This window comes from Metabacillus halosaccharovorans, from assembly GCF_002019635.1.
Taxonomy (GTDB): Bacteria; Bacillota; Bacilli; order Bacillales; family Bacillaceae; genus Metabacillus; species Metabacillus halosaccharovorans.
Genome location: NZ_KV917372.1, coordinates 71,846 through 91,073 on the forward strand (window position 1 = coordinate 71,846; position 19,228 = coordinate 91,073).

General features: G+C 33.1%; 23 protein-coding genes and 1 pseudogene. 13 read left to right on the top strand and 11 right to left on the bottom strand.

Going from position 1 to position 19,228, the window contains the following annotated elements; genetic code table 11:
- Positions 1 to 31 precede the first annotated feature (31 nt).
- A complete protein-coding gene (locus BK577_RS14675; RefSeq protein ID WP_078433643.1) occupies positions 32 to 646 on the top strand; it encodes a PH domain-containing protein in 615 nt (204 codons plus the stop codon).
- Positions 647 to 824: 178 nt separating this feature from the next.
- On the opposite strand, the gene BK577_RS14680 is transcribed toward BK577_RS14675, so the two are convergent.
- The 3 genes from BK577_RS14680 to BK577_RS14690 form a co-directional block, all read right to left on the bottom strand.
- Positions 825 to 1,664, bottom strand: coding sequence for a multidrug effflux MFS transporter (locus BK577_RS14680; protein ID WP_078433644.1), 840 nt, complete (start codon positions 1,662 to 1,664; stop codon positions 825 to 827).
- An 18-nt stretch (positions 1,665 to 1,682) separates the two neighbouring features.
- On the bottom strand, positions 1,683 to 2,051 hold the full coding sequence (locus BK577_RS14685) for a nuclear transport factor 2 family protein (RefSeq protein ID WP_078433645.1): 369 nt from the start codon (positions 2,049 to 2,051) through the stop codon (positions 1,683 to 1,685).
- Positions 2,052 to 2,155: 104 nt separating this feature from the next.
- The gene (locus BK577_RS14690) at positions 2,156 to 2,617 is read right to left on the bottom strand and encodes a nuclear transport factor 2 family protein (RefSeq protein ID WP_078433646.1); all 462 of its coding nucleotides are present in this window, start codon (positions 2,615 to 2,617) and stop codon (positions 2,156 to 2,158) included.
- A 219-nt stretch (positions 2,618 to 2,836) separates the two neighbouring features.
- Here BK577_RS14690 and BK577_RS14695 point away from each other — a divergent pair, with 219 nt between their 5' ends.
- The 3 genes from BK577_RS14695 (at position 2,837) to BK577_RS14705 (ending at position 4,636) form a co-directional block, all read left to right on the top strand.
- Entirely contained in the window at positions 2,837 to 3,385 is a 549-nt protein-coding gene (locus BK577_RS14695) for a TetR/AcrR family transcriptional regulator (protein WP_078433647.1), read from the top strand.
- Between the two features lie 264 nt (positions 3,386 to 3,649).
- Positions 3,650 to 4,135 carry a YsnF/AvaK domain-containing protein gene (locus BK577_RS14700; RefSeq protein WP_078433648.1) on the top strand — a complete coding sequence of 162 codons (486 nt, stop codon included), beginning with the start codon at positions 3,650 to 3,652 and terminating at the stop codon, positions 4,133 to 4,135.
- Positions 4,136 to 4,204: 69 nt separating this feature from the next.
- Positions 4,205 to 4,636 carry a YsnF/AvaK domain-containing protein gene (locus BK577_RS14705; RefSeq protein ID WP_169908290.1) on the top strand — a complete coding sequence of 144 codons (432 nt, stop codon included), beginning with the start codon at positions 4,205 to 4,207 and terminating at the stop codon, positions 4,634 to 4,636.
- A 599-nt stretch (positions 4,637 to 5,235) separates the two neighbouring features.
- Here BK577_RS14705 and dapA read toward each other — a convergent pair.
- Positions 5,236 to 6,120 carry a 4-hydroxy-tetrahydrodipicolinate synthase gene (gene dapA, locus BK577_RS14710; protein ID WP_078433650.1) on the bottom strand — a complete coding sequence of 295 codons (885 nt, stop codon included), beginning with the start codon at positions 6,118 to 6,120 and terminating at the stop codon, positions 5,236 to 5,238.
- A gap of 111 nt (positions 6,121 to 6,231) precedes the next feature.
- On the opposite strand from dapA, the gene BK577_RS14715 reads away from it, so the two are divergent.
- On the top strand, positions 6,232 to 7,098 hold the full coding sequence (locus BK577_RS14715) for a LysR family transcriptional regulator (protein WP_078433651.1): 867 nt from the start codon (positions 6,232 to 6,234) through the stop codon (positions 7,096 to 7,098).
- A gap of 977 nt (positions 7,099 to 8,075) precedes the next feature.
- On the opposite strand, the gene BK577_RS14725 is transcribed toward BK577_RS14715, so the two are convergent.
- Positions 8,076 to 8,579 carry a CBO0543 family protein gene (locus BK577_RS14725; protein WP_078433653.1) on the bottom strand — a complete coding sequence of 168 codons (504 nt, stop codon included), beginning with the start codon at positions 8,577 to 8,579 and terminating at the stop codon, positions 8,076 to 8,078.
- A 310-nt stretch (positions 8,580 to 8,889) separates the two neighbouring features.
- On the opposite strand from BK577_RS14725, the gene BK577_RS14730 reads away from it, so the two are divergent.
- The 3 genes from BK577_RS14730 (at position 8,890) to BK577_RS14740 (ending at position 11,530) form a co-directional block, all read left to right on the top strand.
- On the top strand, positions 8,890 to 9,354 hold the full coding sequence (locus BK577_RS14730) for a DinB family protein (protein WP_078433654.1): 465 nt from the start codon (positions 8,890 to 8,892) through the stop codon (positions 9,352 to 9,354).
- A 272-nt stretch (positions 9,355 to 9,626) separates the two neighbouring features.
- Positions 9,627 to 10,451 (top strand): AraC family transcriptional regulator, encoded by an 825-nt coding sequence (locus BK577_RS14735; RefSeq protein WP_078433655.1) that lies wholly within the window; start codon positions 9,627 to 9,629, stop codon positions 10,449 to 10,451.
- 140 nt (positions 10,452 to 10,591) lie between these two features.
- Positions 10,592 to 11,530: a proline dehydrogenase family protein gene (locus tag BK577_RS14740; RefSeq protein ID WP_078433656.1), complete on the top strand. Its 939-nt coding sequence runs from the start codon at positions 10,592 to 10,594 to the stop codon at positions 11,528 to 11,530.
- Between the two features lie 583 nt (positions 11,531 to 12,113).
- Here BK577_RS14740 and BK577_RS14745 read toward each other — a convergent pair.
- The 6 genes from BK577_RS14745 to BK577_RS26625 all read right to left on the bottom strand — a co-directional run bounded on the left by BK577_RS14745 (position 12,114) and on the right by BK577_RS26625 (position 15,406).
- Positions 12,114 to 12,413 carry a spore coat protein gene (locus BK577_RS14745; RefSeq protein WP_078433657.1) on the bottom strand — a complete coding sequence of 100 codons (300 nt, stop codon included), beginning with the start codon at positions 12,411 to 12,413 and terminating at the stop codon, positions 12,114 to 12,116.
- A gap of 17 nt (positions 12,414 to 12,430) precedes the next feature.
- On the bottom strand, positions 12,431 to 12,631 hold the full coding sequence (locus BK577_RS14750; RefSeq protein WP_078433658.1) for a hypothetical protein: 201 nt from the start codon (positions 12,629 to 12,631) through the stop codon (positions 12,431 to 12,433).
- A gap of 17 nt (positions 12,632 to 12,648) precedes the next feature.
- Entirely contained in the window at positions 12,649 to 13,785 is a 1,137-nt protein-coding gene (locus tag BK577_RS14755) for a zinc-dependent alcohol dehydrogenase (RefSeq protein WP_078433659.1), read from the bottom strand.
- Positions 13,786 to 13,800: 15 nt separating this feature from the next.
- Positions 13,801 to 14,169: a spore coat protein gene (locus BK577_RS14760; RefSeq protein WP_078433660.1), complete on the bottom strand. Its 369-nt coding sequence runs from the start codon at positions 14,167 to 14,169 to the stop codon at positions 13,801 to 13,803.
- Between the two features lie 17 nt (positions 14,170 to 14,186).
- Positions 14,187 to 14,432, bottom strand: coding sequence for a spore gernimation protein GerQ (locus BK577_RS14765; RefSeq protein ID WP_078433661.1), 246 nt, complete (start codon positions 14,430 to 14,432; stop codon positions 14,187 to 14,189).
- 494 nt (positions 14,433 to 14,926) lie between these two features.
- Positions 14,927 to 15,406, bottom strand: coding sequence for a CBO0543 family protein (locus BK577_RS26625; RefSeq protein ID WP_078433662.1), 480 nt, complete (start codon positions 15,404 to 15,406; stop codon positions 14,927 to 14,929).
- Between the two features lie 434 nt (positions 15,407 to 15,840).
- Here BK577_RS26625 and spxA point away from each other — a divergent pair, with 434 nt between their 5' ends.
- From spxA to BK577_RS14795, 5 genes and pseudogenes are all read left to right on the top strand, one after another.
- Positions 15,841 to 16,239, top strand: coding sequence for a transcriptional regulator SpxA (gene spxA, locus BK577_RS14775; RefSeq protein WP_078433663.1), 399 nt, complete (start codon positions 15,841 to 15,843; stop codon positions 16,237 to 16,239).
- A 137-nt stretch (positions 16,240 to 16,376) separates the two neighbouring features.
- Positions 16,377 to 16,790: an RrF2 family transcriptional regulator gene (locus BK577_RS14780; RefSeq protein ID WP_078433664.1), complete on the top strand. Its 414-nt coding sequence runs from the start codon at positions 16,377 to 16,379 to the stop codon at positions 16,788 to 16,790.
- A gap of 143 nt (positions 16,791 to 16,933) precedes the next feature.
- Positions 16,934 to 17,272: an IDEAL domain-containing protein gene (locus BK577_RS14785; RefSeq protein ID WP_078433665.1), complete on the top strand. Its 339-nt coding sequence runs from the start codon at positions 16,934 to 16,936 to the stop codon at positions 17,270 to 17,272.
- 61 nt (positions 17,273 to 17,333) lie between these two features.
- A pseudogene (locus BK577_RS14790) lies at positions 17,334 to 17,808 on the top strand (Rossmann-fold NAD(P)-binding domain-containing protein); the annotation flags it as partial.
- A 782-nt stretch (positions 17,809 to 18,590) separates the two neighbouring features.
- Complete coding sequence (locus BK577_RS14795; RefSeq protein ID WP_078433666.1) at positions 18,591 to 19,220, top strand: TetR/AcrR family transcriptional regulator; 630 nt, start codon at positions 18,591 to 18,593, stop codon at positions 19,218 to 19,220.
- The last annotated feature ends 8 nt before the right edge of the window (positions 19,221 to 19,228 follow it).

Here is a 19,228-nt window from a genome sequence, read left to right on the forward strand (position 1 = left end):
CAACATACAAATTTGAGAGGAAGGGATAAAAATGTTCAAAAAAATTGCTGCAGATGCGTTAGGCTTGTCTGATATTGGGACAATAATCCAGCCTTCGGACTATGATAAAACGGATGCTGATGATTATGTCATGCATGAAGATCAGGAGAAAATTTACTTTCTAATAAAAACAAAGGCGGACGAATATTGTTTTACAAATCTAGCGATTATCCATGTGGATGGTACTAGTGCTGCTTCCTCTAAAAGAACACTAAAACGTTATCCATATTCTCAGCATAAAATATCAGGGGTAATGCTTGAAACAGCAGGAAAACTCGATATGGATGTTGAAATTAAATTTCACATTGGAAATGTAAAAATTGATATTGATGTGAGAAAAGATCAAATCGAACAATTAAAAGATCTTTACAAAGCACTCCTTCAAATTTCAGAAATTACCTATGAAAATGGAATAACATTAGACTTTGCATCTCAAAGTTTAGATAAAGCTGTTTCGGTGTTACAAAATGCTAGAACAGATGATAACAATTTAGCAGATACATACAAAGGATTAACAGATTTCAGTTTTCAATGGTTAACTTCAGCTCGTGAAAAATACCATGAAAAAGATTTTGGTGCAATATTTGAGAAATATATAAATAACTAATTTAGGATTTACAAACGCTAAAATGATAAATTATAAGATATTGACTTAAATTAGGTTAGAAAGCCGGCCGCATTTCTTTAATAGAGAGCACTACAAAACGAATACATTTTATGGGGAAACGCCTGTTTGGCGTTTTTTTGTTTTATCGAAGAGATAATCCCAGCCTAGACTAAGGGATCTAAAAAGCTTCTAGCGAGGTATAAAAAACTCCCCCTTGAGCCCCTAACATTAAACTAATTCCATTCAAAGCAAATAGGATTGAAAACACTTGAGGGGATACACCATAAATGTTTTGATAAATAAAAGGGCTTCCTGAAATGTAAGCAAAACAGCCTCCAAATAAAATACCAGAAGCAAGACCATACCCCATAAATTTTCTATCTTTAAGCAAGGTTTTATAGTTTCTTAATAGTTCTTTAAAATTACTTGAGATACGTTTCTCTAATGGTAGTGTTTCTTTCACTTTCCAAACTGTCATAATGGTCAAGTATATACCAACAATTCCTGTTACAATAAATACTCCTACCCATGAAGTAAAAGAAATGACCCCACTACCTGCAAGTGGTGAAAGTAGTGGGGTAACACTAGTAATGGTTGTAAGAAGAGCAAAAAACTTTGTTAATTCAACACCATTATATAGATCACTAACGATTGCACGAGCAATAACAAGCCCTGCAGAAGCTGTAAATCCTTGTATAAAACGTAAAATAATAAAAATTTCAACGTTTGGTGAAATTGCACAGCCGACAGAAGATATGAAAAAAAGAATCATAGAGAATAGCATAGGTTTTCGTCTGCCATAAACATCACTTAACGGACCAATTACAATTTGACCTAAGCTTAATCCCAATAGGGCAGATGTTAAACTCGCTTGGACCAACGATGCGCTTGTTCCAAAGAACCTCATAATTTCGGGAAATGATGAAAGATACATATCAACAGTAAATGGGCCTAACGCACAAAAGACTGCTAATAAAAGTGCAAATCGAACCTCATGTTTATTTGTCTTCGAATTCAAATTTTTTACAACTCCTTTTTAAATATTTGTTGCTATAGCATTCACTGGATACCAATTGTCTCCTCGCTTGTCAAAATGCATTTCTGTTTTCATATTCCAAGTGTTTCTAAAACCATAAATTCTAGCATCAATTTTTGTATCACAAATGAGAATAGCCGTATTAGAATTTATTGTGATTGTTGTTTTTTGAGGCATAGTTTTGAAGTATTTCATTTCTTCGTTTTCTATTTGTTCAAGCCATTCTTGCTTACTTTGATGGTATCCAGTCATGTGTACCGATACATAGTCATCACCAAGGATTTTGTTCAATGTTTTAATATCTTTATTAACCATTGCATCATTCATTCGATTAAATACAGTTAGGATTTTTTGTTTATCTTCACTCATATTTGTACGTGTGACCTCCTTTTCGTCATCATTCAATCTTTTAACCAAAATGGGTCAATCTATTAATTGGACAACCCACTTTAGAAATTACTGAAAATAAGTAATTATTGACTTAATTCTTGTCTATCATTCCACACAAAATTTGAAGTTCTTTTAGCGATCAGCCACTGTCCGTTCTCATAGACGTATTCATCAATATAAGATACTGCTGAAGCGTTATTTATTTTCTTTCCATTTAAGGAGTTTATAAGATCTACCCGACAATAGAGAGCCCCTTCGGCTTTATCCCCGTTTATTTTCACAACATGTTGACCATTAATATGATAAACAGTCTCGAAATTCGATAGGAAAGCCTCAAAAGCTTCTCCAATTTGTTTAGTCCCCTTTAAACTTGAAGTTAACTCTCCGTTTACATAGGAATTTACTGTTGCATCTTTAGTAAAAAGCTCTGTTTGCTTCCAAACCTCTTTCTTGTCCGCTAGTATTGAGAAATTATCCACGAGTACTCTGAGGGCTCTTACGTTTTCTAATTCTTCAATTCTCTTTTCTAAATTTGTTTGAGTCATATTATTTCCTCCTAAATTTGATTGGTGTGGTCATTGCAGTATTTATATTGATTTTGTTGTGAAGAGTAAATCATTATATTCTCTGCTAAAAGACCAATTCTTAAATATGCAATAATCCTTTTTTGATGCGATATATGAGAGCATAAATTCGCATTGGAGTATTAATTCACAGTATCAAAAAAACTGTGTAATATTTTTGGATAATGTGGAGGTCATCAGGTGGTTAAAAAAGTGGATAGAAGAATAGCTAAATCTCAAGAAGCAATAAAACATGCTTTTATTGAATTAATCAATGAAAAGCATTTCGACAAAATTACGTTACAAGATATTGCTGATAGAGCGAATGTTAGTAGAAGAACCATTTATCTTCATTACATGGATAAATTCGATCTGCTTGATAAACTTATCGAAGAACACATTAAGAAACTTGAAGAAATGTTCGAATCGTTATCTGAAGCTGACTTTATTACTAGTGGTCAGACAATCTTTGAATATTTTCAAAAGAATTATCTATTCTTTTCAACGATGTTGGTTGGTGGAGGAGCCCGTATTTTTCGAGCACAATACATTGAGTTTTCTGTTGAACTGTTAAAGAATGAGGTCAATATTGGCGAAGGCAAAAATAAGGGATTGAGTGAAGATATTATTCTTCGATTTGTTTCTGCTGCTTATGTAGAGGTAGTGGAATGGTGGCTGAATAATGAAATGCCTTATCCACCGCGTGTCATGGCAGAACAAGTGGGGTTATTGGTGAAGAGGATTTTATAATTTTCTTATATTCATTAAATTAAGTCGAGATTCCGAAGGATGGTACTTACACTAACTGGCAGGATAGTTCAATAGGAGGAATGAAAATTCAATTTCTATATAATATCGTATTTGACTCAAATTTCAAACTTAAAAGTCCCTTTAATAAAATGTTCATTTTATTATATCCCCAAAAATTCTTTAACTTATTTCTAAAAGAATAAATATCCTTCAAGAGTACAATATATAAACGCAAGATTAAATCAACTTGTGAGGGGGATTTTTATGGGCGACTTTTTAGGTTTATTTGGTGATGACAAATCAAGAAATCAAGAAAATGATAATGAACCAAGAATTCAAGGTGATCAAACAAGCGGTGCATTACAGCTTCATAAAGAAGAGTTAGATATTACAAAAAATAATGTCGATGCAGGAGAAGTGGTCCTATCTAAAGATGTTGTTGAAGAACAAAAATCCGTTGATGTTCCTGTAATGCATGAGGAAGTTGTTATAAAGAGAACTCCGATTAATAATGAACGAAGTGATGAATCCATCAGCTCTGAGGAGACTATTCATATTCCTGTTACCCAAGAACAAGTTGAGGTAAACAAGTACACGGTAACTACTGAGGAGATTTCCGCCTCTAAACGTCAAGTTCAGGAAACTCAACAAGTTCAAGAAACTCTTAAACACGAAGAGGCACATGTTAATACAACTGGAAGTGTAGATATTAGAGATGGTTCAGGCTTTGAAGATATAAATAACAGCTAAAAACAATTACACCTTTTCATTACTTAATGAAAAGGTGTTTTAACCATTTTTTTTGGGAGGACATTAAAGTTGCATAATGAGCAAAATTCAACTCATGATCATCAAGAGGAAATAACGCTTGAATTACATAAGGAAGAATTTCAGGTAAGTAAAAAAATTATTGAAACAGCAAAAGTTAATGTATATAAGAAAACTTATACCATAGAAAAGCAAATTTTGGTTCCTGTAACCTATGAAGAACTAATCATTGAGAAAAAGATATTAAATCCCGAAAGTACCACGGATGCAAAAGATGAAACGATACGTATTCCTTTAAGTGAAGAGCGTATTGAGATAACGAAACACCCAATAATATTTGAGGATGTTGAAATTTATAAGAAAAAAATAGAAGAACATATACAATTAAATGAAACTTTAAAGGAGGAGAAACTTCATATTGATACTGTAGGAGATATAAGGGTAATGGTTGATAATCAAACATCAACTTCTGAGTTACTATGAAAATGTACATAAGAAAGACCCCAAGAGAGGAAGGTTGGGCTTCTTAATTGGTACATAAAAATTTCAAATGAAATATATTCACTTTAAATTATTTTATTTATTCATCCTTTTATTAATTACTTGCTTATTTTCCCTACAAGATTTTTTCAATGGCTTAACAAACAAGGTAAAGAAAGCTCTTTGTTGTAGGATAGAAAGTGCTTAATGAACTAACGGGCGCAGTTCTAAAATAAGAAATGCGCTATTTCTTTATGTGAAATAAGACACTATTATTCCATATTAGTTTGTATAGTATTACAAGAAGTGGTGGATTTCTGTCTTTTATTATCAACTATAAATTAGTGTATAATCTCTTTTTTTATGAAAACTTGAATTTTTTGTATATTATTTTTGTGATGAACAAAATGGAAACGACAGTATCCATTTTTCAGCAGCGTTTTTATAAAGTTCAAGATTTATCCATGAAGCAAGTTCATGAAATGCCATTTCGTGTATTAGGTCGACAATAAACCCTACTATGATAACGCTGTTAAAATTATTTCAAACATATCTGTTGATGATTTTTTTGTTTTGTAATTATAACCTGTCTCCTCGCCCGGTTATTGAGTAAAATTCTCCAGTATTTCATTCAACTGTTTTCTTAATTCAATGCTTATGGGACCCATTGGCAGTCGCAAGGTGTCCGTTGCTAAGATACCTTGTTTTGCAAGGACCCATTTTAGAGGTGAGGGATTGGATTCTTGAAATAAGCTTTTGATTAATGGACCTAGAGAGTCAAATACTCTTTTTGACGAAACCAATTCATTTTGATTAAAAAGTCTATAAACCTCCAAAAAAAGATCTGTATGAATATTTGCAGAAGCTAGAATTCCTCCTGAAGCTCCTTGCTCTAACATTGAATAAAAATTAATATCATCACCACAAAGTATGGGTTTTGTTTTATCTAGTTTAGAGATGAGATTAATGTTTCTAGTACTGTCTTTCAAACCAATAACACCATTCATATCCAATATTGAATTGACTGTATCCGTTGATAAATGAATGCACGTACGGGAAGGAACCTCATATGCGACCACAGGGACTCCCACTCGCACAACTTTTCGAAAATGTTCAAGTACCCCCTCTTGTGAAGGTCGGTTATAATAAGGAGTTACCACTAGGACCGCATCAGCACCAATTTCACCGGCAATTTCTGTTCTTTTTACTGTTGTAGCTGTGCTATTAGTTCCTGTTCCAACAATTATTGGAATCCTTTTAGAACACTTATTAAAGTATTGCTTCGTTACTCGGACTAAATCTTCTACTTCTTTCCAAGACAATGTTGGCGCTTCGCCTGTAGTTCCATTGATTACTAGACCACGTATATCATGGTGTAATAAAGATTTTAAATATCTATTATAGGAATCCCAATCCAATTCCTCGTTCGATTTAAATGGTGTCACCGTTGGAACAAATATACCTGATAAATCCTTCTCTTTTAACACTATACTCACCCCTAACTTTTGATTGACTTCACTATAACATGGTATTATTCATCGGTGTTAGCTATAATATGTGATAAGTATTATCAAAAATTTTGATAAGAGGGTGATGATATGGATATCACTTATTTCCAAACATTTCGGGAAGTCGCAGCTCATAACAGCTTTACTAAAGCAGCATATGAGCTTGGATACGCCCAATCAAGCGTAACGATGCAAATTCAGAAGTTAGAGAAATTATATGAAGTTAAGTTATTTGAACGGTATGGGAAAGGTCTTCGTCTAACTAATGCAGGCGAAGAGTTGCTGAGAATAGCTGCTCAAATGCTTGATTTGTTTCAACAATCAAAGGAACGTTTGAATATTCTAGAAGGGGGTACCCTTTCAATTGGCACTATTGATTCGTTAGCTTCATACTATCTCCCTTCCTTTATTCAAAATATCCGCCAAAAATATCCGACTATGAACATAAGACTTCAGCCTGATCATGAACCGTTAATTATCGGAAAAGTCAGGGAAGGAGAGTTCGATATCGGACTTTTGTTTGAAAACAAGCCGTCTGATTCAATTCTACGATATTTGAAAATAAGGGAAGAACCTCTAGTACTGATTGCTAATAAAAATCACCCCTTTTCAACCCTACAGACAATTACTCTCGACCATCTCGCTGAAGTGGATTGGATTATGCCAGAAGCAAGCTGTAACTATCGGATTATGCTAGAAAGAGTACTTCGGGAGAACAACATCAATTATAAAGTCGGTTTAGAGTTAGGAAATCCAGAAGCAATAAAGCGTTGCTTGATGACAGGATTCGGTATCTCATTACTTCCTCGAATTACTGTTTTAGATGAAATCCAAAGAGGGGACATAGTCGTTCTCCCCTTTGCACATCAGGACATCAGGCTAGACCTTCAACTGATTATTCATCCGAAGAAGTGGATTTCTAGGGTACTTAAAGATTTTATGGAATTACTTCACTAACGGGCGCTTTAGCATAACTATCCAAATAAAAAAGTCGGTTCCTTAGCTTACAGGAATACGACTTTTTAGGTTGCAATTTCCTTAACGTATAATACCTTCATTTTGTCGCCAGGACCCCAATAAGGCGCTTAGTTTGGTTAATATCACAATTTTAATTGTAGTATTTTCCATTAAAGGTTGAATTTTTAATGATGAAAGTAAACAAGAAATCTTACGAAGCTCTATATGGAGACGTAGTGAGGATGAGTGGAAGATGGTCTTTCACCAAGGAACAAAATAAGACCTTACAATTTGAAATTCTTATTCAACAATATAAGCTCGATTGCCGTACAACTTTACGCCAGAAAAGGGCCATTTTACGGGAAAATTCCTTGGGGAGGAAGGAGTTATACGCTTGATTTATTTTATAGAAATCTTGCAAGTTGTAGCTAGTGTTTTGCTTATTATAAGTGCTGGTTTCTATCTAAGGCATTTAGAAAAGACTAAAAGGCAAAGGCGGTAATGGATTTACTACCTTTGTTTAGTAATCATGAAAGTATTCGGGTATTGGATTTAGGATCTTGAGTAGGCAGAAATAGTATTCCAATTGCACAATAAATAAAAAATAAAAACGGAAAAGTTGTTTGTATAGATTATTGGATCAGCATTAGATAAATTGAAACTATATAGCGCAGAGTATGAGCTCGTTCATAGATATCACCACTTATAATTTATGGTATTAGCATATCCACGAAAAAAAGATTATGAATTATATAATGTCTATTGCGTTGCAGTTCTCATCAATTGTGAATGAATGATGCAAATAGCAACATAAATAAAGCTAGGATAATCCTAGCTGTTGGAGTTTTTTTTGATTCGTTTGTTTGTATCAAGAGTAATTTTTATAAGGATAGCACTAAATATACTGGAAAGTAATGCAGAGCTAATACCCATCCACATAATTGTTTTAAGCTTGCCTTTGTAATTTGGAAACATATTCATTCTCCTTTATGAGGGTTATTTTCAGGGATTTGTTTATTAGGAAGTTTTCTAATAATAGCTATAAAAGTTCTAGACATTAAAAATGTAAATGTCATGGAATAAAAACTAGTAAAGGCATTCCATCCCTTTTTGAAATTAATCAGACTTGTTCTAGTTTCAAAGAAATACTCGACTAATGCCATTGGTACACTAAAAAAAAGAGTCTTAATTAAAATTCCAAATAAATTCGATGATTTTGTTACTTGGTTGTAGTATACACACGCAATTGGATAGAGCAAATAATCAAATATAAAGCTAATGTCAAACGACTTAAATAACTTAACTGGATATGAAATATAGCCTTTTCTTACAACTAACTTATCCAGAATTGAGGAAAGATACCCTTTAAATAAAAAAATAAGCATCCAGTCTTTGACTGGAGTTTTTCTCATTAAATTGAAAAAAGAAATTAAACCAAATACTAATAAAAATCTTAGTGTGTTTTTTTCGAATTTATTCATAAGGTATCCTTTCAATAATTTTATTAATAAAGTTAATTTCCGATTAATCAATAATATTTATTCATTTATCTATCACTTTTTAGATTGATGCATTATGTATTTTAATACGCAATTCGAGTAAATTGTGTAATAGTGACCTTCAACAATCTGAGCGCATTTCATAAGAAGTATGCTTTCTTTTTTATTTCAAAGGATTCTAAACTAACTAAGGAGAATATAGGTTTTTATTAAGTATTGTAAAAATTGTAGATCAACTGTTTAGTCATTAGATTCATTAGTTTTGGTAAAGTGTAATAGAAGGAGAGAAGTTATGAATTGCAGTAGTGTTTTACATCAAATTGAATTCGCAGTAAATACAATAGTTCAAATTATTGGGAATTTAGACGAAGAAGATTTACAAGATAGACCTAATCCAAAGAAACATTCAATTGGAGAGTTATTAGAGCATTTAGCAGTAATTTTTGAGGCTGATTGGCGTATTTCCAATGAAGCATCAGAAGAAGAAATGATCAGTTATTATGCTGGAGTATCATATAATACCTTGGATTCGATAAAAGAAGGCTTAATTACAAATTTTTATACATTGAAAAATAATTATTTGAAATTGTCTAATGACGAACTTATCTCTGAAACTACGTCATATTGGGGGCTGACCTACACAAGATATGAGTGGTTATTAGAGATTTTAGCACACGTTTATCACCATAGGGGACAATTACACTCAATGCTTGTTCACTGTTGTGATAAAGACCTTAATATCTTAATGTTTGAATAATTCTTACTCCGTTAATTATGATCTTCTACAATAAAGTAATAAAGCGATTGTTGAAGATATAATGTTAAATTATTTCTAACTAAACTAATTTAAATATCATTCATGGGTTTATACAAACATGAAGAGAGGGAAGAAACACCCTATTATTTAATAAAACAAATGGTGTGGCAATTTTTTAATCTGCCATGCCATTTTTATTAGTCAATATCTTACAAGAGAGCCTTAACCAAGTGTGTTACACTAACAATCAGAAATCAAAGGAGGTTGTCCGTATGGGACAAGAAGAAAGAACAGTTCGTTTTGATTATGATTTACAAATAGAAGCTTATCGTTTTGAAGGTATTATGCAAAAGTTTCCGAACCACTTCCATGAATATTATGTAATTGGGTTTATAGAGAAGGGACAAAGACAATTATCTTGTAAGAACAAAGAATATGTAATAGGTACCGGTGATATTATATTTTTTAACCCTCTGGACAATCATGCCTGTAAATCAATTGACAACGAAACATTAGATTATAGATGCTTGAATATCAAGCCTGAAATCATGCGAGAGGTTACAAAAGAGATTATAGGGCAAGATTATCTTCCTACCTTTGCTTCTCCTGTTGCCTATCGTAGTGAAAAAGCTCAATTGTTGCATAATCTTCACCAGATGATTTTGGACGAAATATCAGGTTTTAAAAAAGAAGAAACTTTTTATTTTCTAATTCAACAGCTTATTGAAGAATATACGGAAGCCGTCAAAGATACAGAACCGAGAGCTATTAATCAAGAAATTGAAAATGTCTGTCACTACCTAGAAGTACATTATGCAGAACGTATTGCTTTAGATGATTTAGCAAAGATAGCTAATATGAACAAATATTCTTTGTTACGCTCATTTACCCGAATTCGGGGGATTACCCCTTATCGTTACTTACAAACGGTACGTATTAATGAAGCAAAGAAACGATTGGAACAGGGTGTAAAACCCCTTGATGCAGCAATAGAGACAGGTTTTGTAGATCAGAGTCATTTTAGTAATTTCTTTGTGGAATTTATTGGATTAACTCCCGGACAATACAGGGATATTTTTATTCAGAGTGAAAAATGATCTGCTTTAATAATTCCCTCATTCTTTCCCTTTTTCATTGGGGATTCAACTCAAATGTAGGGGTTTGATTTTAGTGGGTAAAAAGTCATCGTAGGAAAAACGTAATCCAAATAAGATAAACATAAGGAAGTGATTATTTTATGTTTAATGAAGAAGTTCGCTTTTCCAAAGCTCTCAAATCGATTGCTAGAGATCAAGAACTAAAAGCTTATTTTCAAAATTCAAAAGAACTTTTCCCGATTTTTATGAAAGGCGCTAACCGATTTGTGGCTGGAGAAACACGTAAGGAAGGGATAGAGCGTGTTATAAATCTATATAACAAAGGGTATCAGGTTTCCTTAGAATTTATTGGTGAAAATACAACAACCGCAGAAGAATGTATGCTTGCTAAAAATGAATTCAAAAAATTAATAAACGATCTCGGGAATAAACAAATGAAGGCTACCGTATCATTTGATCTTTCTCATATCGGAATGATGGTTTCTGATGCAGTAGCATTTACTAATTTAGAAGAATTAGCAAAAGAAGCACAAAAGCATAATATTCAATTAATGATAAGTATGGAAGAATCACAAAAAACAGATAAAATTTTATCACTATATAAAAGAATATCAAATTCATTCTCAAATGTTGGGATAACATTACAAGTTCATTTGAATCGTTCATCTGTTGACCTAATCGATCTATTGAAAACTTCGGGTAGAATACGTTTAGTAAAGGGAGCTTATCAAGAGGCTGAAGGTAAATATATTCCAAGATCCGAAGAGTTAAATAAACGGTATATAGAATTTGTATCTATGTGTATAAATAGTAATCACCTAGTGTCTGTTGCTACACATGATGAAAATATATTGTTAGACCTAAAAGCAAAAGGATTTCTTTATAGTCCAAATGTTGAAGTAGAGATGTTAGATGGGGTTCGACCTGATCTATTAAAATCTTTAAAGGAGGATAATATCCGGGCTAAAGTTTATGTAACATATGGTAGTGAATGGTATTTATATTTAGTTCATCGTATTGCTGAATATCCTCCGAATATTTATACTTTTATTTCAGATATGATTGAACAAAATAACTGATAGAGAAAAAATAAATACATACTAAATAATGAAATATTATTATCTATTGTTTCGCTATAATTTAGTATCATCAACAAATGGGGCGATTTCAAAGATCTAATTTCACGTTTTATCTAACTAAACTAAGTTAAATTCCTTTCCAGTTGGATATAATAAGAAAAAGTTTTTAAATAGGGAGGAAACTCCCTATTATTCTTAAACTCTTAACTTCTAGTAAAATATCTATTAACACAACTGAAAATGAGTAGATAAAACGTCTTAAATCCTTGAAAATACTCGAGTTAGACGTTTTTTATTAGATCAGGAACTAAAAGATAGGTGTTATTAACACGTTATATGGCTCGTTTCTTCTTTTGGTTTCCGGTATAATGTATTGCTTTATTAATTTGAATATCAGATGGAGAAAAGACAACTCGTAGTTATACGAGGTAAATAGTATGTTTTATGTTTCTTGCTAATAATAATATGCTTAATTATCATCGAGCGAACTATAAAAATAGGTATGTCATTTGGTGGGGAAATGGAGAATTTATATGATAATTAAGGAACTATTTTCATTAATAAAAATAGTTCCTCTACTAGGTTATAGGGTCGGTAAATTCATTGCTGTATTAATATTTTGTAAATTAAGTTTAATTTGTTCCTTGGTATCATAAGCATGATACCATCCTTTTGATACCATATAGTTCGATATTTTTTCATGCATGTCAAGGGCTTCCTCTAGGTGGCGAGTAAGAGTGTGTTTAATTTCAGGGGTTCCTGCTTCAGTAACTGCCATTGCATAGTTTCTAACACCACTTTTTGCTGAAATCAATAAGTCAGTGGCTATGACTTGATCAGACATTGCATTCATTCCAGTTAAATTTTCTACGATTGAGTTCATGTTTATTCAGCTCCTAACTAGTGCATTCCTTGTGCTTTAGATAAAATAGAAGAATATTCATCTAACTGACGACTTGCTATCGTAATGTCCTGCTGCATGATGTCTTTTAGCTCTTGATCGGATACGAGTGCTCTCATCGTTTTGGACTTTGTTAAGCAGGTTGTTTTAAATGAGGCTATTTCCTGAACCTCAAGCACTTCATGTAATGCATAATCCATACTTAAATTCTCCTTCCTTATGGTTTTAAAACGACTTTAATACAATTGTCTGTTTTTGTGTCAAAAATTTCATATCCACGTTTCGCTTCACTTAGTGGAAGAACGTGACTGACAACATCACCTGGATCAATCTTGCCAGTGGAAACTAATTCAAACATGTATGGCATGTAGTGGATCATCGGAGCTTGTCCAGAGCGTATATTTACATTACGCTGCATGATATCTCCTAGTGGGAATCCGTTATATCGACCACCGTACACACCTGTAATTTGGATGGTTCCTCCTTTACGAACGGCTTGGGAAGCCATAACAATCGCACTCATGGCACCACCTTGAAGCTTTAATCCTGTCGCAAGGAACTCCATTTCGGTCATTTTTCCATCCATGCCAACTGCATCAATGACAACATCCGCTCCGCCTTTTGTGATTTCCTTCAGATAACTTCCTACATTCTCATGGTCTTCAAAATTAACGATCTCAACTTTATTTGTACGTTTCGCATGTTCTAAACGGTATTTGACATAATCTACAGCAATTACTCGTTTTGCACCTTTTAACCAACAAAACTTTTGAGCAAAAAGGCCAACTGGTCCACAACCTAGAACAATCACAGTATCTCCATCTTTTACACCTGCATTATCAACACTCCAAAAGCCAGTGGACATTGCATCTGCAATAACACTTAATTTCTCATCAGGTTCTTCACAGCTTTCTGGTATTTTAAAATGAGTAAAATTGGCAAATGGGACTCTTAAGTATTCAGCTTGACCACCTGGGTAACCACCTGTATTACCAGAATAACCAAAATAGGCCCCCATATCACCATTATCATTAGAATTATCACATTGACTCTCAAGGTTGCTTTTACAATATTGGCATTCACCACAGGCAATATTAAAGGGAATAATAACGCGGTCGCCTTTTTTCAATTTAGTTACTTCCGGACCTACCTCTTCAACGATCCCCATTGGTTCATGCCCAATCACATAGTCTTCTTGCATATTTGGAATCATTCCATGGATTAAATGTAAATCAGATCCACAAATCGCCGTACTTGTTACTTTAATAATCATGTCGTCGGGTTTTTGGATTTTTGGATCTTCAACTTCTTTCACTTCAACATTTTTGATGCCTTGATATGTTACGGCTTTCATACTATATAACCTCCATTAATGTTCATCGGGTGTACGGTCAAACATCCCTTTTCGATTGGTCTCAACAGGAAATAGATTCATGTTTCCAACCATAATTATGTTATTTGCAGAAAGCTGATCCAATTTATATTGCTCTTTTAAATCATGTGGATGAAACCATTTTTTCTCAACCATAAGCTCAGTAATTTCTTGATGCATGGCGATGCTCTGCATTAATTGTTTTCGCAACATGGCTCTTAAGTCAGGTGAAGAGGTTTCGGTTAAAGCCACAGCCGTATTTCTTACCGCCTCTTTTGCACGGATAAGAAAATCCATTGCAAAAGTTGTATCTGCAAGCTCAGGAACATGTAACGAATTTATCGGGTCTAAATAGTCATTGTTCAATCCTTGTAACCTTCCTTTCAGTTGATAATTGGGGTTGGACGATTTTGTGGAACAGGAGCTTGAAAAGGCGCACGCTCATAAATTGCCTGTAACTCATTTAGTGCCTGGATGGATTGATCAACATCTTTTTTCATTAGGTTTCTAAGGTCTTGATCAAAAGCTAATCCTTGCATTAACTTTGATTTTGCGACACAAAGTGTTTTAAAGTTAATAACTTCATGTAAGTCCAAAGATTCGTGTGGAGCTAATTTTTGAGAATCCATTCAAAGTTATCCTCCTTTTTAATCTAGTACTTGAGTATTTTCCCCGATATAGGATAAATAACTCAAAAAAAATATTTGTGATAATTTTTAAATAAGGTTGGAGGATACTTAGATGGTTTGATGTAGGATTATTAAAAAAAATGGCATTTTCCACATACTTTGTTGGATTTTATGAAGATAGGGAAGGGTGATTCCTGCTTTAGGAAATGATGTAGAGAAACGAAAATGATTGAGGCTTGTGATTTTATTAATTAGGTTGCACAAGATATAGAGATTACGCTAAACTTCGAAGATGGACACCGAATTGTTGAAATTAGCGATTGATGCACTAACATTATACATTTAGTGTAACCCCCAAAAACTTTCCTTATTTATTATTACTTCGAGCAATTAGCATTTCTACGGAGTTTACCCAAAAAGTAGAGGGAGGATAAAAAGACCAGTATCAAATTGATACCGGGTAAAGGTCTGGAGATGTAACGTTTTGTGTAATCCTATTTTGTATTTATTCTGAAAAACCATCTTTGAAAGATACGCGAAAGAAAATAGCTCATATACATTGTTATAAAACTCCAATGCCATGACCATTTGTTATATCTAATTAAGTTGGTATATTGAACTGCAATAATTTCAAAGATCGTTATTATTGATGTGTGAAAACTGTAATAAAGAACTTTTATTATTTTGGGTTTATTTTCAGGATAATACAAATTAAACAATGCACATAATCCAGGATAAACAAAGTATTCAAAAGTGAAACTTGATTTTATTGCTTTTTTGAAAAATAAACGATTGGGATAGGAAATTAAATCCTTCTCTACTACAAGTAAACCAAAGATCCAAGTAATTACTTGTTTAAATAAGAACGAAACTATTGCTTCACGAATCCTTTTTCTTGGTACAAACTTGATCAATAATAACGAAGTAACTATCCAGGCTAAGAGCTCTATTGTATTATCTAATATTTTCTTCATCAATTATCACCCAACAATTAGGATTACCTATAGTGGAAAATGTATTAGTAATAAAACTAAAGGCTGTTTTAATATACTTTGTTGGTTTTTATGAAGACATCGAAATCATCAGATTGAAGACATTTAACAACTAGTGGCCATACTTTAAAAGTATGGCCACTAATAAAATTTAAATATAAAGGTAAATTAATTAATAAAATATTTATTTAGATAAATAATGGATCATAAATAAAAATTTACAGTTGACATCCTTAACTGTAATGATTAAAATTACAGTAAGGTATTAATAAAATTTACAAAGTGAAATTGTAAGTCAATCTGTTACACAAAATATTTTTGATTCTGAAATGTAATATTTTTTATTACAGTTTAAAAGAACGATTATTTAAGAAAATACTCATTAATGATTAGTATTTTATAAGGAGTGTATAAGAATGGTAAATCTATATACAACACCAAGCTGTACATCTTGCCGAAAAGCTAAAGCTTGGCTTGAGGAACATCAAATAGACTATGTTGAAAGAAACATTATATCTCAGCCTCTTACAATTGATGAGATTAAATCGATTCTTCGCTTGACTGAAGAAGGGACTACTGAGATTATTTCTACTAATTCAAAAACGTTTCAAGAATTAAATGTAGATATTGAATCTCTACCACTTTACAAATTTTATGATTTAATCATTAAGCACCCACAAATGTTACGTCGTCCAATTATCCAGGACGAAAAAAGATTGCAAGTTGGATATAACGAAGAAGAGATTCGACGTTTTCTTCCACGCAAGCTTCGAACATTTGTAAACATAAATACGCAAAGAGCTGCCAACGTATGAAATAGTTTGAAAATTATTATAGGCCTTAAAATCAATCATTCTTGACAATCTAATCTGTAACATTTAGTATTACAGTGTGTTAATTCATCATCTAAATTATGTAAAAAATACAAAGACTAGTCACAAGGAGGCAGGCCATGAATAGTGACTTTACTCTTGCCGTTCATAGTTTAACATATCTTGCTTTACAGCATGACCGTATGGCAACAAGTGATGCTATTTCTGAGAGTGCTGGTGTCCATCCGGTTCGTATTCGTAAAGTGCTAAGTTTGTTAAAAAAACATGGATTTATTAAATCAAAAGAAGGAACAGGTGGCGGATTTATTTTTGCACTAGATTTAAGTGAAGTGAATCTTTGGGATATATATACAATTACTTCTGAAGGTGCCCTTCAGCCTAAATGTCCTGAATCAAATAAGCAATGTATTGTAGGCAAAAACATGCAACATGTTCTTTTTGCAATTTTTACAGGTGCAGAAAAACATCTTGGTACGTTTTTGAAGGATTATACGATAAAAGAGGTTGTGGACCTAATTAATCAAGAATCATAAGTGGCTGCAAAGGATTAATCTTCTCAGGCTGCTTTTTGATATAAATGTAATAAAAACAGTTACAGTTTTATACGACGTATCTATAAAAGAGAAGGATATTCAAATTTTAATAATCTAAAATCATGTAAGAAGGTGAAAAAAACATGTCAATGAATAATCAGGCCAATTTAAAAACAGGTGATTGGATAAAAGGAAAGTTACAGGATGGAGAAATAATCATTGGTTATATCGAATCACTGGATTTTCTCAAAGGAACAGTAAGAGTATCAGTCATTAAATGTGAAGCTGTTGAAACAATTGGTAAAAAAATATCCATTTCACTTAAACAGGTTAAGAAATTGCCGATTTCTAAAGTGGTAAACAAGGAACAAATTCTTTTTCTAATAGACTTAGCATTGTCAACTGGCGATGAGGACTGGTTTATCGAACTTTCTGCAAAGTTAAACTCAATGAAGCAGCTTGTTAACGAAGCTAAACATTAAATAGATTTTGTCATAAGCAGCTACGAGCTTGAAGTATTAGTTGGACTCATCTACAATCATTCTTGCGTATAATTGGTATTTGGAAAACGAAATTGGTAGCATTCAAGGTGCTATGGCAGGAGCTCCATGGGTAACTTCTGCTGGAGCTTGCTGGAGCTGGTAAAGTTGGTTGGGCACTACAACAAGATTATGCAGATGCAGCGGCAGCAGTTCTTTTAGGTGAAGGGAACGAAAATACAGTTTATGAACTTTCTGGCCCTCTTTTAACTCAAGAAGAATTAGTGAAGGCTATTGGTGATGTATTAGGCAAAGAAATACCTGTACAACAAGTTGGTGACGAAGAATATGCCGAAATAATGAAAGGCTTAGGTTTACCTGAATTTGTCATTCCGATTGTAGTAGGAATTCAAGAAAGCATTCGAAATGGTTCACTAGAAATTGAAAGCAATGATTTTGAAAAAGTTCTTGGTCGCCCAGTTACGCCGATCAAAGGGGCACTTACACAAATTGTAAATGCAAACGCTCAATCAAAATAAAATAGATAATCCCCAAATTTAATCATGTAGATAACCGATCTTCGTACGAGAAAAGGTCGGCTTTTAATTAAGGAGGTATAGAAAGTTGATGTTGGAGTAAAATAGGTCATCCAGTAAAGTTCCGATTGACCTTATAATTCGGTCAAGAAACCTTTTTGGTAGAAGAGCTTGATATCAAATCCTTAGTTAGACAATTACTCTAATATTGCACAGGCTTAATTTATTTCATTACTTTTAATTAACTTTTTACATCCCATAGCCAAAAACGTTGATATTTCAATACTTAATTAACTCAGTTTGATTAGATTTACCCCTATTTATTCCCCACCCAATTTTGACAGGGTAGAGGTCAGGGGTTCGAATCCTTCTCGGATCATCAAGATGAGAAGCTTCAGTTCCTTATAAAGGGATTGGAGCTTTTTTTATTTTCACTTGTGCTAAAACTTTTTGTATGAAAATTATTATGAATATTTCTAGATACATATTATAAGTCTTTTTTACATTTCACCGTACTATTCTTTCTATAACGATAAGTGTTATTAACACGCCTTAAGGAAGAGAAGCACCGATTTCAATCCATAAATCTATCTTCATCAATCGGGCCATATTGTGGAGCAACACAGTTATGGTATTATGTCAAAGTTGGGAAGATATTGTGAAGGAAAGTACTTAAAGTATCTACTTCTTAGTTGTATAAAGGTGTTCAAAAACCATTTAGACAAAATTCACCTAAATGGTTATTTTTGTTTGAATCTTTTGTACGACCGTACTAAAATAAGTACATGAGTAAAAAAAATAATTCAACTAACCAAAAAGAAATGTCATTCATCGAAAAAGCCCGTAGAGCTCAAATTGTGGAATGTGCGATTGAAACAATCGCAGAAGTAGGTTACGCTCAAGCCTCTTTAGGACAAATTGCAAAACGTGCAAATATCAGTAAGGGGGTTATTACTTATCACTTTGCAAATAAAGAGGAATTATTGGAGCAAATACCTATCGAATACTATTTGGCTTGGCAAGCCTATATTACTCCAAGAATAGAAGCTCAAAAATCACCTAAAGAAATGCTTCAGGTGTATATTGAATCCAACCTTACATTTATAGATGAAAATCGCCAGCATGTTTTCGCTGTTATAGAAACGGTTTCTAATAAGAGAACTGCTGATGGTAAACTTCAGTTTGCAGCAGACCATGATGAAGCTATCTTACTTCCAATTGAAAATATTCTTACCCTAGGGATGCAAGAAGGAGTTTTCAGAGAATTTACCAGACCATCAGCAAGGGTGATGGCGTTAACAATAAGAAATGCCATTGACGGGTTCACCCTTGAATTAACGAGAAAGCCTAATTTAGATGTTCAGGAATATACTAAAGAATTGGTTACAATCTTCGATAAATCAACTAAAAAGTAATGTGTCAC